This is a genomic window from Propionicicella superfundia DSM 22317 (assembly GCF_000423465.1).
GTDB lineage: Bacteria > Actinomycetota > Actinomycetes > Propionibacteriales > Propionibacteriaceae > Propionicicella > Propionicicella superfundia.
On sequence record NZ_KE384023.1, the window covers coordinates 55,124 to 68,789 of the forward strand.

The 13,666-nt window shown below is 71.0% G+C and carries 10 protein-coding genes; 3 read left to right on the plus strand and 7 right to left on the minus strand.

What is annotated here, in order from left to right; translation table 11 throughout:
• Window positions 1-284: 284 nt before the first annotated feature.
• The 4 genes from G555_RS0115955 to G555_RS0115970 form a co-directional block, all read right to left on the minus strand.
• Window positions 285-2,423, minus strand: a complete 2,139-nt coding sequence (locus tag G555_RS0115955; RefSeq protein WP_245581304.1) for a S9 family peptidase — start codon at window positions 2,421-2,423, stop codon at window positions 285-287.
• 517 nt (window positions 2,424-2,940) lie between these two features.
• Entirely contained in the window at window positions 2,941-3,168 is a 228-nt protein-coding gene (locus G555_RS0115960; protein ID WP_028709619.1) for a helix-turn-helix domain-containing protein, read from the minus strand.
• Window positions 3,168-3,923: a hypothetical protein gene (locus tag G555_RS0115965; protein WP_028709620.1), complete on the minus strand. Its 756-nt coding sequence runs from the start codon at window positions 3,921-3,923 to the stop codon at window positions 3,168-3,170. The genes G555_RS0115960 and G555_RS0115965 overlap by 1 nt, the downstream gene beginning before the upstream one ends.
• A gap of 64 nt (window positions 3,924-3,987) precedes the next feature.
• A complete protein-coding gene (locus G555_RS0115970; RefSeq protein ID WP_028709621.1) occupies window positions 3,988-4,458 on the minus strand; it encodes an Lrp/AsnC family transcriptional regulator in 471 nt (156 codons plus the stop codon).
• A 194-nt stretch (window positions 4,459-4,652) separates the two neighbouring features.
• On the opposite strand from G555_RS0115970, the gene hisC reads away from it, so the two are divergent.
• Both hisC and G555_RS0115980 read left to right on the plus strand, forming a co-directional pair.
• Complete coding sequence (gene hisC / locus G555_RS0115975) at window positions 4,653-5,717, plus strand: histidinol-phosphate transaminase (RefSeq protein WP_028709622.1); 1,065 nt, start codon at window positions 4,653-4,655, stop codon at window positions 5,715-5,717.
• Window positions 5,714-7,450 (plus strand): thiamine pyrophosphate-dependent enzyme, encoded by a 1,737-nt coding sequence (locus G555_RS0115980; protein ID WP_084635346.1) that lies wholly within the window; start codon window positions 5,714-5,716, stop codon window positions 7,448-7,450. Before hisC ends, G555_RS0115980 begins: the two co-directional genes overlap by 4 nt.
• A 27-nt stretch (window positions 7,451-7,477) precedes the next feature.
• Here G555_RS0115980 and G555_RS20715 read toward each other — a convergent pair whose 3' ends face one another.
• Window positions 7,478-8,737 carry a multidrug effflux MFS transporter gene (locus tag G555_RS20715; protein WP_084635347.1) on the minus strand — a complete coding sequence of 420 codons (1,260 nt, stop codon included), beginning with the start codon at window positions 8,735-8,737 and terminating at the stop codon, window positions 7,478-7,480.
• Between the two features lie 72 nt (window positions 8,738-8,809).
• Between G555_RS20715 and G555_RS20720 the strand changes: the two genes are divergently transcribed.
• Window positions 8,810-9,328 carry a MarR family winged helix-turn-helix transcriptional regulator gene (locus tag G555_RS20720; protein WP_051209466.1) on the plus strand — a complete coding sequence of 173 codons (519 nt, stop codon included), beginning with the start codon at window positions 8,810-8,812 and terminating at the stop codon, window positions 9,326-9,328.
• A gap of 516 nt (window positions 9,329-9,844) precedes the next feature.
• On the opposite strand, the gene G555_RS20725 is transcribed toward G555_RS20720, so the two are convergent.
• Together G555_RS20725 and G555_RS0116000 are read right to left on the minus strand one after the other, a co-directional pair.
• Window positions 9,845-11,140 carry a peptidase C69 family protein gene (locus tag G555_RS20725; protein ID WP_051209468.1) on the minus strand — a complete coding sequence of 432 codons (1,296 nt, stop codon included), beginning with the start codon at window positions 11,138-11,140 and terminating at the stop codon, window positions 9,845-9,847.
• A gap of 664 nt (window positions 11,141-11,804) precedes the next feature.
• Entirely contained in the window at window positions 11,805-13,538 is a 1,734-nt protein-coding gene (locus tag G555_RS0116000) for an FAD-dependent oxidoreductase (RefSeq protein ID WP_028709624.1), read from the minus strand.
• Window positions 13,539-13,666: the final 128 nt, after the last annotated feature.

Here is a 13,666-nt window from a genome sequence, read left to right on the forward strand (position 1 = left end):
AACGATCGAGCGGCGGGGCCTGGTCACGCAGGGACGGGACGGTGGTTGTGTGGTCTGGGGGGCGGTGCCGTGAGCGTGGACGGGACTGGCCCCCGCCGAGCTTGCGAGGCGGGTGGTTGCGAACGGCACCGCCCCCCAGACCACACAACCGAGCCCAGCGCACCACAGCCCCGGACCACGCAGCAGCCCGGAGCACGCAGCAGCCCGATCTTGAGCGAGATCCCGATCGCGAACGGACCACGCAGCAGCCCGGACCACGCAGTAGCCCGGACCACGCAGCAGTGTCAGGACAAGCCGAGCACATCCAGCAGCCAGGACAGCTCGTAGGCTCGTTCGCGCCACGCGTTGTACCGGCCGCTCACTCCGCCGTGCCCGGCGGCCATCTCGCACTTCAGCAGGGCGTCGGCGCCGGCGTCGCGCAGCCGCGCCACCCACTTCGCCGGCTCGACGTACAGCACCCGGGTGTCGTGCAGCGACGTCACCGCGAGGATGCGCGGATAGGCGAGACCGTCGCGGACGTTCTCATACGGCGCGTACGACTTCATGTACGCGTAGGCGGCCGGGTCGTGCAGAGGGTCACCCCACTCGTCCCACTCGATCACGGTGAGCGGCAACGTCGGATCGAGAATGGACGTGAGCGGGTCGACGAACGGCACGGCGGCCAGGACGCCGGCGAACAGCTCCGGCGCGAGGTTGGCGACCGCGCCCATCAGCAGGCCGCCCGCGCTGCCGCCCTCGGCGACGAGCCGGTCGGGCGTCGTGACTCGCTGAGCGACGAGGTGGCGGGCGACGTCGACGAAGTCGGTGAACGAGTTCCGCTTGTGGTCGAGCTTGCCGTCCTCGTACCATTCACGGCCCATCTCGCCCCCGCCGCGGACGTGCGCGACAGCGAACACGACTCCACGGTCGAGTTCGCTGAGCCGGGCGATCGAGAACGACGGGTCGGTGGATGCCTCATAGGCGCCGTACCCGTACAGGTGGACGGGTCGGGGTGCGTCGCCGGGATCGCCGAAGGATCGTTTCCAGACCAGCGACACCGGGATCTGCGTCCCGTCGGCAGCGGCCGCCCACAGGCGTCGTTCCCCGTAGTCGGCCGGGTCGTACCCCCCGAGGACCGGTTGCTGCTTGCGCAGCAGCAGCGCCCCGGTGCCGACCTCGTAGTCGTAGACGGTGCCGGGCGTGACGAACGAGCCGTACCCGAGCCGCAGCAGCGGAGGCGCCCACTCGGGATTGTCGCCGAGGCCAACGGTGTACAGGGGATCGGCGAACGGGATCTCATAGACGGAGCCACTCGCGTAGGTGAGGATGCCGACGCGGGTGAGGCCGTCCCGCCGGTACTCGAGGGCGCCGCCGTCGCGGAACGTGGTCAGCCCGAGCAGTCGCACCCCGGGCACGTGCGGCACCACGACCTGAGGGGGGTCCTGCGGCGCCGCAGTCGGGACGCGCACCAGTTCGAAGTCGCGGGCACCGTCGTTGTGGAGCACGAACAGGGTGTCGGCTCCATCCACCTCCGCGTGCGAGAGGCTGTACTCGACTCCGTCGCGGCGCGGCCACACGACACGAGGGGCGCCGCGCAGGTCGGCGGCGTCGACGAGCCATTCCTCGGAGGTGACGGACGATCCCACCTCGATGACCAGGTACCGCTCGCTGCGGGTGAAGGACGCTCCCACCCAGAACCGCTCGTCGGACTCGTGGAAGAGCCGGGTGTCGGCGTCCGGCGAGGTGCCGAGCTCGTGCAGCCACACCGTGTCGGGCCGCCAGGCCTCGTCGACGGTCGTGTACACGACGAACCGTCCGTCGGGGGACAGCGTCGCGCCGGCGAACGTCCCGGGGATCTCGTCGGGCAGCGTCGTCCCGGTCGCCAGGTCGCGGATGCGGACGGTGTACCGCTCGTCGCCCACCGTGTCGGCCGCGTACAGCATCCGGGTGCCGTCGGGCGTCACGTCGAAGGAGCCGAGGGCGAAGAAGTCGTGCCCGTCGGCCTCGGCATTCGCGTCGAGCAGCACCACCTCTCCCGGCACGGCGACATCGGGGTCGAGGACGGGCGGCGTCCAGTCGGTGGGCGAGGCCAGCGGCGATCGGCACTGGATCGGGTATTGGGAGCCCTCGACCGTGCGGCCGTAGTACCACCAGCCGCCGTGCCGTGTGGGAACGGACAGGTCCGTCTCGAGGGTGCGGTCCTTGATCTCGGCGAAGAGGCGTTCGCGCAGTCCGGCGAGATGGGACGTCCGGGCGGCCGTGTACGCGTTCTCGGCCTCCAGATGGGCGAGGACGGCCGGGTCGTCGGCGTCCCGCAACCATTCGTAGGGGTCGACGAACGCGTCGCCGTGATGTCTGCGGACGACGTGGCGTCGCTCGGGCCGCGGTGGCTGTGGCACGGCTTCGCCGCCGGCCGGGGGCTCCGGCGTTGTCTCGGTGGTCACTCCGCCACCGTAGCCGTCCGTGTGCCACCCGGGCCCGTCTCGCACCCGTCGCGCGCGGATCCGGCGGTCTGTGCCTGCTGCGTGGTCGGGTCCTCTGGTGCGCTGGGTTCGGTTCTGTGGTCCGGGGGCGGTGCCGTTCGCAACCACCCGCCTCGCAAGCTCGGCGGGGGCCAGTCCCGTCCACACTCACGGCACCGCCCCCCGGACCACAGAACCCACCGTCCCGTTCCTGCGTCGCAAGCTCGGCGGGGGCCAGTCCCGTCCACGCTCACGGCACCGCCCCCCGGACCACAGAACCCACCGTCCCGTTCCTGCGTCGCAGGCTCGACGGGGGCCAGTCCACGCTCACGGCGCCGCCCCCCGGACCACAGGAGACAGCGCGCCGTCGCTGTGGGCGGCTGTCGCGGCTCGCGTTGTTGTCTTCCTGGTCAGGGGGTGCAGCGCGCCGCCCCTGCGTGGTCGGGCCCTCGCGGGTGCCGGTGGATCTGGCCCCGGTCCGGGTTCGGTCCGCGTCCCCTCAGCCCGGGCGCACCTCCAGAAGGTCGCCGACGGTGCAGCCGAGGGCATCGCAGATGGCGGACAGGGTCGAGAAGCGGATGGCGCGGGCCCGGTCGTTCTTCAACACGGAGAGGTTGACGACGCTGATACCGACGAGGGTCGACAGCCGGGTGAGGGACATGCCGCGGGCGGCGAGCAGTTCGCCCAGGCGGCAGTGGACCCGGTCCCCGTCCTCCTCGGGCGGCATCAGACGAGCCCCCGGGTGTCGTCGCGGAGCCGTTCGCCGGCGCGGAACGCCGTGGCGATCAGCGCGAGGCCGAGCCCGCCCAGGAGCGGCCACCAGGGCACGGTGAGCGTGAAGGACTGCATCGGCTCGGGCCATCCGTACTGTGCGAGCGCCGTGGTCTCGGTGATGGGATGCGAGGCGCTCGCTCCCCAGCCGGCGACGTCCAGGGCCTCGCGGCCTGCCCGCCAAGAGCCCAGGTCGCCGAGGACGGAGCCGGCGACTCCGCCTGCCGTGACGACGATCGCGGCGACGGAGTGGGCCTTCGACCCCGCGCGGAACGGGTCGTCGGCCTGGACGGAGCGGGCGAGTTTGAGCGCCAGGAGGCTGACCGCGATGATGGCCCCGGCCTCCGCGAGTCGGCTGAGGGCGAGGAGGATCCGGGTGGTCCACGAGAGGCCGGTGAGGCTGAGCGTCGCCCGGTCGATGCCCCCGCCGAGGATGGTCGCGCTCGCGGGTGCGAGCTCGATTCCGTCCGCGATGTGCGGGGTGAACGGCTCGAGCGGGACGGACACGGTCGTCGAGTCGCCCGCCAGGGATGCCAGGACCGGCAGGAGCATCCCCAGCGCTGCGATGGCGATGCCCACCACGGCGGCGACCTTCACCAGGCCCGGGATCCGGTGGGCGGGCGGCGTGGCACGGACGATGAGGACGACGATCAGGACAGGTGTCGCGACGACGGCGAAGACGAGGATGATGCTGAGAGGGTGGACGGACACGGTGCCTCCTTATCGATGATCGATATGGTATCGACCGGGAGGTTCACGTGCGTGGCCGGCCTGCTCAGGAGTCCGCGGCGGCCGCGACGAGGGGGAGCAGCTTGTTGTGGAAATGGGTGCGCAGGACGATCTGTGTGCGTGTCCGCGTCACGGCGCCCGACTCCATGATGAGGTCGAACACGCGCTGCAGATCGTCGTTGGAGCGGGCGACGATGCGCAGCAGGATGTCGCTGTCGCCCGAGGTCGTGTACATGTCCAGCACCTCGGGAATGTCGCCCAGCGCGCGCTGCGCCGTCCGGTATCCGACCGCCTGGTCGATCTCGGCGTGGCAGATCGCGGTCACCGGGTACCCGAGGGCGGCCGGATCGACGACGGGGGCGATCGCCCGGACCACGCCCGACGCGTGCAGTTTTGCGAGTCGTGCCTGCACGGTGGGACGCGCGACGCCGAGGCGGCGGGACGCCTCCAGCACGCTGATGCCGGGCTGATCGGTGAACAGCCGGACGATGCGGGCGTCCAGCGTGTCGATGGCCATGGTCCTGTCCTTCCTGTGGACGTCCTCCCTGAGAACCTTACAAACTGTCAGATCGATTCCGTGTGTCGAGTGACAATAACTGCATCCTGTCCGGCATCAAGTGCCTCAGTTGCCGGACGCTCCGGGCAGGCATAGCGTCCGGAGTGGTCGCCGGTGCGGAGGGGCCGCGCGCGACCGTGGAAGGACGGGTACCCATGACCGGACGCCGAGACGTGGTCGCGTCGCTCCCCTTGTACAAGCAGGGTGCGATGCCCACGAGTGCCGACGTCGTCAAACTGTCGTCGAACGAGAACCCGTACCCCCCGCTGCCGTCGGTCGTCTCCGCGCTCACCGGCGCGCTCGGCGCGATCAACCTGTACCCCGACATGGGAGCTGTCCGGCTCCGCTCCGCCCTCGCGCAGCGCTACGGAGTCGCCCCCGGCAACATCGCCGTCGGCGCGGGGTCGGTCGAGGTGGCCCAGCAGATCGTGCACGCCGTCGCCGGACCGGGTGACGAGGTCGTGTTCGCCTGGCGCTCCTTCGAGGCGTACCCGATCATCACGCTCATCGCCGGGGCGACCCCCGTCGCGGTGCCGCTGACCGCTGGCGACCGGCACGACCTCGACGCGATGGCGGCGGCGATCACGCCGGCGACGAAGCTCGTCTTCGTGTGCACCCCCAACAACCCGACCGGAACGGCGCCGAGCGCGGCCGAGGTCGAGGCCTTCCTGACCCGCGTCCCCGCTGACGTCCTGGTGGTGATCGACGAGGCGTACGTCCACTTCAACCGGCGTCCCGACGCCGTCTCGGGCATGGACCTGTTCCGCGCTCACGACAACGTCATCGTCCTCCACACCTTCTCCAAGGCGTACGGCCTGGCCGGGCTGCGCGTCGGGTACGCGGTCGCGCCGGAGCCGATCGCCGACGACCTGCGCCGGGTGTCGGTGCCGTTCGCCGTCACCGATCTGGCGCAGACGGCCGCGCTGGCCTCGCTGGACGCCGACCGGGAGCTGTCCGCGCGGGTCGACCGCATCGTCGCCGAACGCGACCGCGTCACGGCCGGGCTCGCCGCGAGCGGGTGGCCGGTGGGGGAATCGCAGGCCAACTTCGTGTGGCTGCGGGCCGGTGACGACACGGCCCGCGTCGACGCGGCGCTCCGTGACGCGGGCGTCCTCGTCCGTGCCTGGGACGGGGAGGGGCTGCGGATCACGATCGGGACGCCCGAGGCCGACGACCGCGTGCTGTCGGTGCTGGCGGGGATCCGTGAGGTGATCGGATGACGCCCCGGGTTCGCGACACGGCCGAGCAGGACGGGCTCGCCGGCGCGAGCGCGTCCGTGCTGGGCGGCGAGGCCGAGCCGCCCGGCCTGCGGCGTCCGGCTCCGGCGCGGGTCCGTACCACGGGCGAGGCGCTCGTGGACGGTCTCGTCGCCCACGACGTCGACACGGTGTTCGGCATTCCCGGCGTCCAGACCTACCCGCTGTTCGACGCGCTCGCCACGTCCGGGCTGCGCCTGTTCACGCCGCGTCACGAGCAGACCGCCGCGTACATGGCGTTCGGCTATGCGCAGTCCACGGGCCGCACGGGCGTGTTCAGCGTCGTTCCCGGCCCGGGGGTGCTCAACGCGTCGGCCGCGCTGCTCACCGCTCTCGGCACGTCGACGCCGCTCGTCGGGCTCACCGGGGAGATCCCCAGTGACTACGTCGGACGCGGCCTCGGCCACCTCCACGAGATGGCCGACCAGCTCGGGACGGCCCGCGGCTTCACCAAGTGGACCGGCGCCGTCGACCATCCCGCGGCTGCGCCCGGCGTGATCGCCGACGCGTTCCACGCCGCCCGGTCGGGACGTCCCGGGCCCGTCCTCGTCGCGTCTCCGTGGGACGTCCTCGCACAGCGGGCCTCGGTGCCGCCCTGCGCTGTGCGCGCGGTCACGTCGCCACTGCCCGATGCCGCAGCCCTCGACGCGGCGGCGGCCGCCCTGGCCGGGGCCCGCAACCCGATGATCATGGTCGGGGGTGGCGCCCGGCACGCCGCTGACGGGATCCGGCGCCTCGCCGCGCGGCTGCAGGCGCCCGTCGTCGCGCACCGGGGCGGGCGCGGCGTCGCCGACAACGACGACCCGCTCGGCTTCACGTCCGCGGAGGGGTTCGAGCGGTGGGCCGATACCGACGTCCTGCTGGCGATCGGCTCCCGGCAGGAGCTCGTCTGGTTCCGCTGGCCCGACCGGCCCGACGGGCTCACCGTGATCAACATCGACATCGATCCCGTGCAGCACGTTCGCCTCCGGCCGCAGATCGCGGTCACCGCCGACGCGCTCGTCGCGGTCGAGGCGCTGGAGCGGCTGCTCGGGGGCACTGGTCCTCGCGCGTCAAGGACCGCGGAGTTCGCGGCGGTCCGCGACGCCGTGGCGGCCCGGGCGGCCGGGCTGCAGCCCCACCTGGGTCACCTCGCCGCGATCCGCGACGTCCTGCCGCGGGAGGGGTACTTCGTCGAGGAGATCTGCCAGATCGGTTTCGCCTCGACCTTCGGCTTCCCGGTGCACGACCCGCGCCACTTCGTCACGGCGGGACAGCAGGGGACGCTGGGCTTCGGCTATCCGACGGCGCTGGGCGTCAAGGCCGCGCACCCCGGCGTGCCGGTCGTGTCCGTCAACGGCGACGGCGGCTTCGGGTTCGGGCTGGCCGAGCTGGCCACCGCCGTCCAGTACGGGCTCGGCGTCGTCGCGATCGTGTTCGACAACGGCGCCTACGGGAACGTGATGGCCGACCAGGTGCGTATCTACGGACGTCCGTCGGGCAGCACGCTGCACAATCCCGACTGGGTGGCGCTGGCGGCGTCCTTCGGTGCTCGCGGGTATCGCGCCGGGGATCCCGAGGGCCTGCGGAGGGCGCTTGCCGAGGCGATCGAGCGGGACGAGCCGGCCGTCATCGCGGTGTCCATGCCGTTGGACGTCGATGCGTCCCCCTGGCCGTTCCTCATGCCCGCGTCCCGGCGCAGCGGCGAGCGCGGCTGACGGGGCGGGCCGTCCGGGCCGGCGGGGCTATGGCGCGTCGGGCCCGGCGACGGAGGCGGGCGCGGACAGTCTGTGACCGGCCAGCAGGAATGCCGCATTCGCGACGAGCGAGGCGACGAGCATCGTCGCCGCGAGCGGGATGGCCGTCGTGCCGCCACCCAGTCCGACCAGGGGAGCGGCGCTGCCCGCGAGGACGAACTGGAGCAGGCCCAGCACGGCCGAGCCCATGCCTCCGGCGCCTTTCACCTCGTCGAGGGCGAGGGCCGTGGCGTTGCCGAAGACGAGGCCGAGCGCGCCGACGGCGAAGGGCAGGGGAACAGCCAGCCAGTACGCGGGTGCGCCGGTCACGACCAGGACCGCCAGCACCGCGATGGCGACCAGGTTGATGAGCAGGCCGGTGCGGGCGAGGGCCACGGGGGAGTGGCGCCGGGTGAGTCGTGCGGAGAATCCTCCGACGACGGTGAGGGTGAGGGCATTGAGGCCGAACAGGAGCCCGTTCTCCACCTCGTCGAGCCCCATCATGGTCTGGTACAGGAATGGCGACGCGGAGATGTAGGCCATCATCGTGGCGAACGCGAAGGCGAACGCGAGCGCGTTTCCGAGGAAGCGGCGTCGGAACAGGGCGCTTACCGGGACGGGTTGTCGGCGTGCGGTGGCGCGCACCGCCGGTGGCCGGGTCTCGCGGAGGACCAGCAGCGCGGCGGCGAGCGCGAGGACGCCGACCCCTGTCACGACCCACAGGATGCCGCGCCAGCCGATGCTGCCGGCCAGGACGCTCCCGAGCACCGGCGCGAGTACGGGCGCGATGCCGCCGACGAGCATGAGGAGGCTGAAGGCTCGCGCGGCAGCGCGTCCGTGGGCCATGTCGGACACCATGGCGCGGCCGACGACCATGCCCGCCGCCCCGCTGAGTCCCTGCACGAACCTGGCGGCGATGAGCAGGCCGATCGACGGCGCCAGCGCGGCCAGCGCGCTGGCGGCGACGTAGACGATCGCCCCGGCGAGCAGCGGGCGGAGCCGGCCGATCCGGTCCGAGAGGGGTCCGAAGAGGAGCTGGCCGAGACCCGCGCCGATGAAGAAGCTCGTCAGAGAGAGTTGCACGCCGGTCGTGCTCGTCTGCAGTTCGGTCACCATCTCGGGGAAGGACGGCAGATACATGTCCGTCGCGAGCGGAGCCGCCGCCGACAACAGGGCCAGCGTCACCAGCAACGGGGCTGTGAGCCGATCGTGGCCCGGCGCGTCCGCGCCCGCCGTCGCCTCGGTCGGGACCGTCTCCGTCCGCGTCATCTGCCACCTTTCGTCGCCGCACCGACTAGCTATGTTAACATAATCATATTGGTTTCTGAGAGGTGTGTTCGGATGCAGGAATCCGCGCAGTCGCCGGTGATCGCGCAGCGGGACGCCGAGCTGTCCGATGCGCTGGCGGCGGTGGCCGAACTCCTCTTCGCGACGTCGCGGAAGCTGCGTCGGCTGGGTCACGATGCCCCGGATGTCGTGGAGCTCACACCGCTCGAGGCGCAGGTCATGCAGCACATCGGCCGCAATCCGGGGACGACGCCGTCGCGAGTCGCAGCCTGCATCGGGCTGAAGAGCAGCAACGCCTCCGCGGCCCTGCGGGCGCTGGAGAGGCGCGGCTTCATCCGGCGCGAGGCGGACGCGGTCGATCGGCGCGGCGTCCACCTTCATCCGACTCGTCTCGCCGCGGAGAACCTCACGCTGATGCAGGCCGAGTGGTGGCGAGTGCTCGGTCCGGTGCTGGGCTCCGGCCAGGAGCTGACCGTCGCCATCGACCTGCTTGCCCGCATCGATGCCGCGCTGGACGCGGCCGCCGCGGGGTCGTCGGACGGATGTTCCGAGCAGCCGACTCCGCCCGGCTGACCGTTTCCGCCGCCGTCGGCGGCGACCCGCCGAGCCGGAGCGGCAGTCCCCGCAGAGGGAATCGCGGCGCGTGCCGAACCGGCGGTTCTGGAGCGTTCGGCGGACCGGTCCGGGTCGCGTGCGTGTGGCCACGGCGTGGCTGACCGCCAGGTTGCGAGGCATACGGGACCGGGCAGTCCGAGCGGCATGGGCTGACCGCCACCTTGTGAGGCATACGACCCCCGGATGAGGCGGGGTATGCCTCACAAGGTGGCGGTCACCGCCCGCGGGTCGCGTCATCGGGCCCGGAATGCCTCGCAACCTGGCGGTCAGCGGGAGCGCGGCGGCCCTGGCGTCGCTACGTTCCGGGCCGCGTCGCTACCCCAAGGCCGGGACGCTACCGGTCCCCCGGTAGCGTCCCAGCCGGAGCGTAGCGACGCGGGCCCTCCTCGCCCTATTGAGTGCGTGGGCGGACCCGGACCACAGGACCCGGACCGGTTCCCGGCCCACACCGGAGCCGGGAACCGAGACCGTGCGTTACACGGCGACGAACCGGTTCGCTCCCAGCTTGGTGTTCCAGTAGGCCCACGCGCTCTGGAACTCCTTGTCGCCACGCGGCCGCGCCTCCGACTCGGCGGCCCTGGCGAGCCAGGTGTCGATGAAGGCTCGATCCTCGGTGGCGACGTCCTCGCAGAACGCCTTGCGGACCTCGGCGGACGCACCCTCGATCTCTTCGGCCCTCGCGATCCAGCGGGCCTCCATCTCGTGAAGCTCCGCCGTATAGGCGGCTTCGTCCAGCTTTCCGGCGACGAACGCCCGGCTGATGCCTTCGCGGCGGATCCAGTCCTCCATCGCCGCCTCCTGCTTGTCGTACGGGAAGACCACTCTCTCGGAGTACGCGTCGAACCAGAAGGGACGGAAGGGAGCCACGTGCGGGGTCGACATGCCCGTGCCCCAGTAGGTGGACCTGCCCTCGGGGCGGATCACGGCGATGAGGCTGGTCGTCGACTGGGAGCCACCCAGCGCGGCCGCGTGCATGCACGGTGCGCTCGCGGGGCTTCCCGTCCACGACTCGTTGCTGTTGTGATTGCGCAAAGCGGTCTGCATGGTGTGGACGTCGACCTCGCCCCTGGCGGAATGGATGACCCGATCGGTGCATCCGGAACGCAAGGTGCCGCCCATGTTGACCGGGTGGTCGTGATCCAGATAGGTGGTGGCGAAATTGAAGTCGTCCGCCCCGTCGCACCAGCCCTGCTCGATCGCGAAGCTGATGGCGTCAGGATGGATGCGCTCGTATTTCGACACGCTCATCACGTTGGAGATCGTCCGGATGTCACGGACCTTTTCGAGAGCCCAGAACTTTCCGGCGGTCTCCAGGATGTAGGCGCCGTCCGGGTCGGAGACGAGGAAGGTGTTGTGATAGTAGAACTCGCCGTCGAAGGCGCAGTTTCCGCCCTGGCCGTAGGCCGCGAGCAGTTCGATGATGACGTCCACGGCCTCTGCGGCGGTGCTGCCGCGTTCGAGACCGAGCCGCAGGAAGTCCATCCCGAGCAGCGCCGGGTCGCCGTAGGGCATCTTCGTCCAGATGGCTTCGTTGCCGATGACGACTCCGAACTCGTTGACGCCCATCTCGCCGCCCCAGATCCAGGACGGCTTGCTCAGGATCATCGCGTTCGTGTGGGGCGCCTGGTCGATCTCGATATAGGTGCACATGACCTTCGAGCCGGGCGCATGGTCGGTTGCCGGAATGAAAGTGAAGTACTGCGGTTCGTTCGGATCGCGATCGCTGTTCTTTGCGAAGACATTGAATCCTGAACGTGTGGTGTTGGCCAAAGCAATCATTGTGTCACACATTTACGTCCCTCCAAATCAAACGTAAAGTCGTGTGCTGACCCATGAAGGGGATTCCGTCGCCGGGGTGGGTCGAAAACACGGCCGCATCGCCGACTGTCTTTCAGGCTAGCACTCGACAAGGCTTCTGGAGACGGGGCTGGGAAAAATGCCTACCCTGTGTGCGGATTGCAGATATCTGCTCATATGTGCGCGGTCTGGTTCGATGCTCCCGGCCAGGGAAGCGGGCTGGAGCGAGGAGCCGCGCCGGCCGGGCTTGCCGCGACCGGAAGTCTCGCGCTGGCGTGCGCGGCGATCGCGTTGCTCATCGCAGGCGCCGGGTTCCTCGTGTCCGCGCGACGCGGCCCCGGACCCGCCAGCCCCGGGTCGTTCCCGGGGCTGGCCGGGCTGCGGAGTTGTGTACCTCACGCGGGCGCTCCCGGCCGGAGCGAGCCCCGACCGCGGAGTTCTGTACCCACTGACGGCCCCCGGCGGGCGCATGAGGGACAAAACACCGCATCCGGGCGGTGGTACCGCCCCGACCGGCCGCATTCGGTACAGAAAACCGCACACCGACACGCACCGCGTCCGTCCATGCAGCGTCCCCCCGCCGCGCGCATCCGGGCCGAACCACACCCAGGGAACCGGAAACGACCGATACCCCCGGTCAGAACGCCGCGAAGTCTCCGACCACGTCGGGCACCTGGACGCGTTCCGCGGCGGCCTCCGCGTCGGTGTGGCGCTCTTCGGCGGCCAGCTCGGCCGCGATCCGGGCACGGTAGGAGGCCTTCTCGGCGTCGGTCCGCTCCGCATCCCACCCGAGGACGCCCGCGGCCAGGTCCGCGACCTCGTCGACGGCCGCACCGCCCCGGTCGCGGGCCTCGGAGTTCAGCCGGACCCGGGCGACGAAGATGTCCTCCAGGTGCAGCGCGCCCTCGTGCGTGCAGGCGCGGACGACCTCCGCCCGCAGGAAGTCCGGCTCGCTCTCCAGCGGCTCGCCGAGCGACGGGTCGGCGTCGATCGTCTCCAGCAGATCGGTGACCTCCGACCCGTACCTGTCCAGCAGGTGCTGCACCCGGTCCGCGCTGAAGCCGTACCTGTCCTGGATCGCCGCCGACTGGGCGGTCACCGCCGCGAGTCCGTCGGCGCCGAGCAGCGGCGTCTGCGCCGTCACCGACGGACGGCGTGCGGCGTCCTGCTTGCCGAGCGCGAAGTCGACGGCGTCCTTCGCCATCACGCGGTACGTCGTCAGCTTCCCGCCGGCGATGACCGTCAGGCCGGGCGCGGCCTCCGTGACGGTGTGCTCGCGGCTGACCTTCGTCGACTTCGACTCGTCCAGCACGTCGGGCTGCAGCAACGGCCGCAGGCCGGCATACGTGCCGATGATGTCGTCGCGGGTGAGGGGCCGTGCGAGCACCGAGTTCGCGTGATCGAGGATGTAGTCGATGTCCTCGCTCGTCGGAACCGGGTGCGCCAGTTCCTCGTGCCAGGCGGTATCGGTCGTGCCGATGACCCAGTACCGCTGCCACGGGATGATGAAGAGAACCGACTTCTCCGTGCGGAGGAAGACCCCGGTCCTGGCGTTCAGGCGATCACGCGGCACGATGAGATGGACGCCCTTGCTGGCGAGGACCTTCAGGCCGCCGCCCGAACCGGCGAGCCGCTGCGTCCGCTCGGTCCAGACGCCGGTGGCGTTGATGACGGATGTCGCGCGGATCCGGACAGGCCGGCCCGTCTCCAGATCGGTGGCGACGACGCCGTCGACCCGGCCGGTCTCATCGGTCGTGATCTCGGACACCTGCGTGCGACTGGCCGCGTGCGCGCCGTAGCGGACGGCCGTCCGGACGAGCGTGATGACGAGGCGGGCGTCGTCCACCCGCGCGTCGTAGAACTCGATGGCGCCGACGAGCGCGTCGGGGGCGAGGTCGCCGAAGCGCCGCAGCGCACCCTTGCGCGAGAGGTGCCGTTGCAGAGGGACGGTCTTGTGGAAGCCGGCGCCGGCGACGGCGAGGGTGTCGTACAGGCCGACCCCGACCGCCGAATACGCCCGCTCGATGACCCGGGTCTTCAACGGCCACAGGAACGGCTGGGCCTTCACGAGGTGCGGCGCGATCCGGGTCAGCAACAGGCCTCGCTCGGTCAGTGCCTCGGAGACGAGCGCGAAGTCGAGGTTGTACAGGTAGCGCAGGCCGCCGTGGACGAGCCGGGACGATCGGCTGGACGTCCCCGACGCCCAGTCCTGCGCCTCGACGATGGCGGTTCGCAGGCCGCGGGACGCGGCGTCGAGCGCGATGCCCGCGCCCGTGACGCCGCCGCCGATGACGAGGACGTCGTAGGTGGTGTCGGCCATGGCCGACAGGTGTTGGGCTCTCTGATCGGGTGACAACGCGGTGGTGGGCACGATCCTCCTTTGGCTTGCGCTCTTCACTCGATATTCCCCAAAGAAACCGTGAAAAACCAGTATCTGCACGAACGTGCTGCGGGACACCGTGCAGCGTCGATCCGCTCGCCGCGGGTTCCGTCACGGGG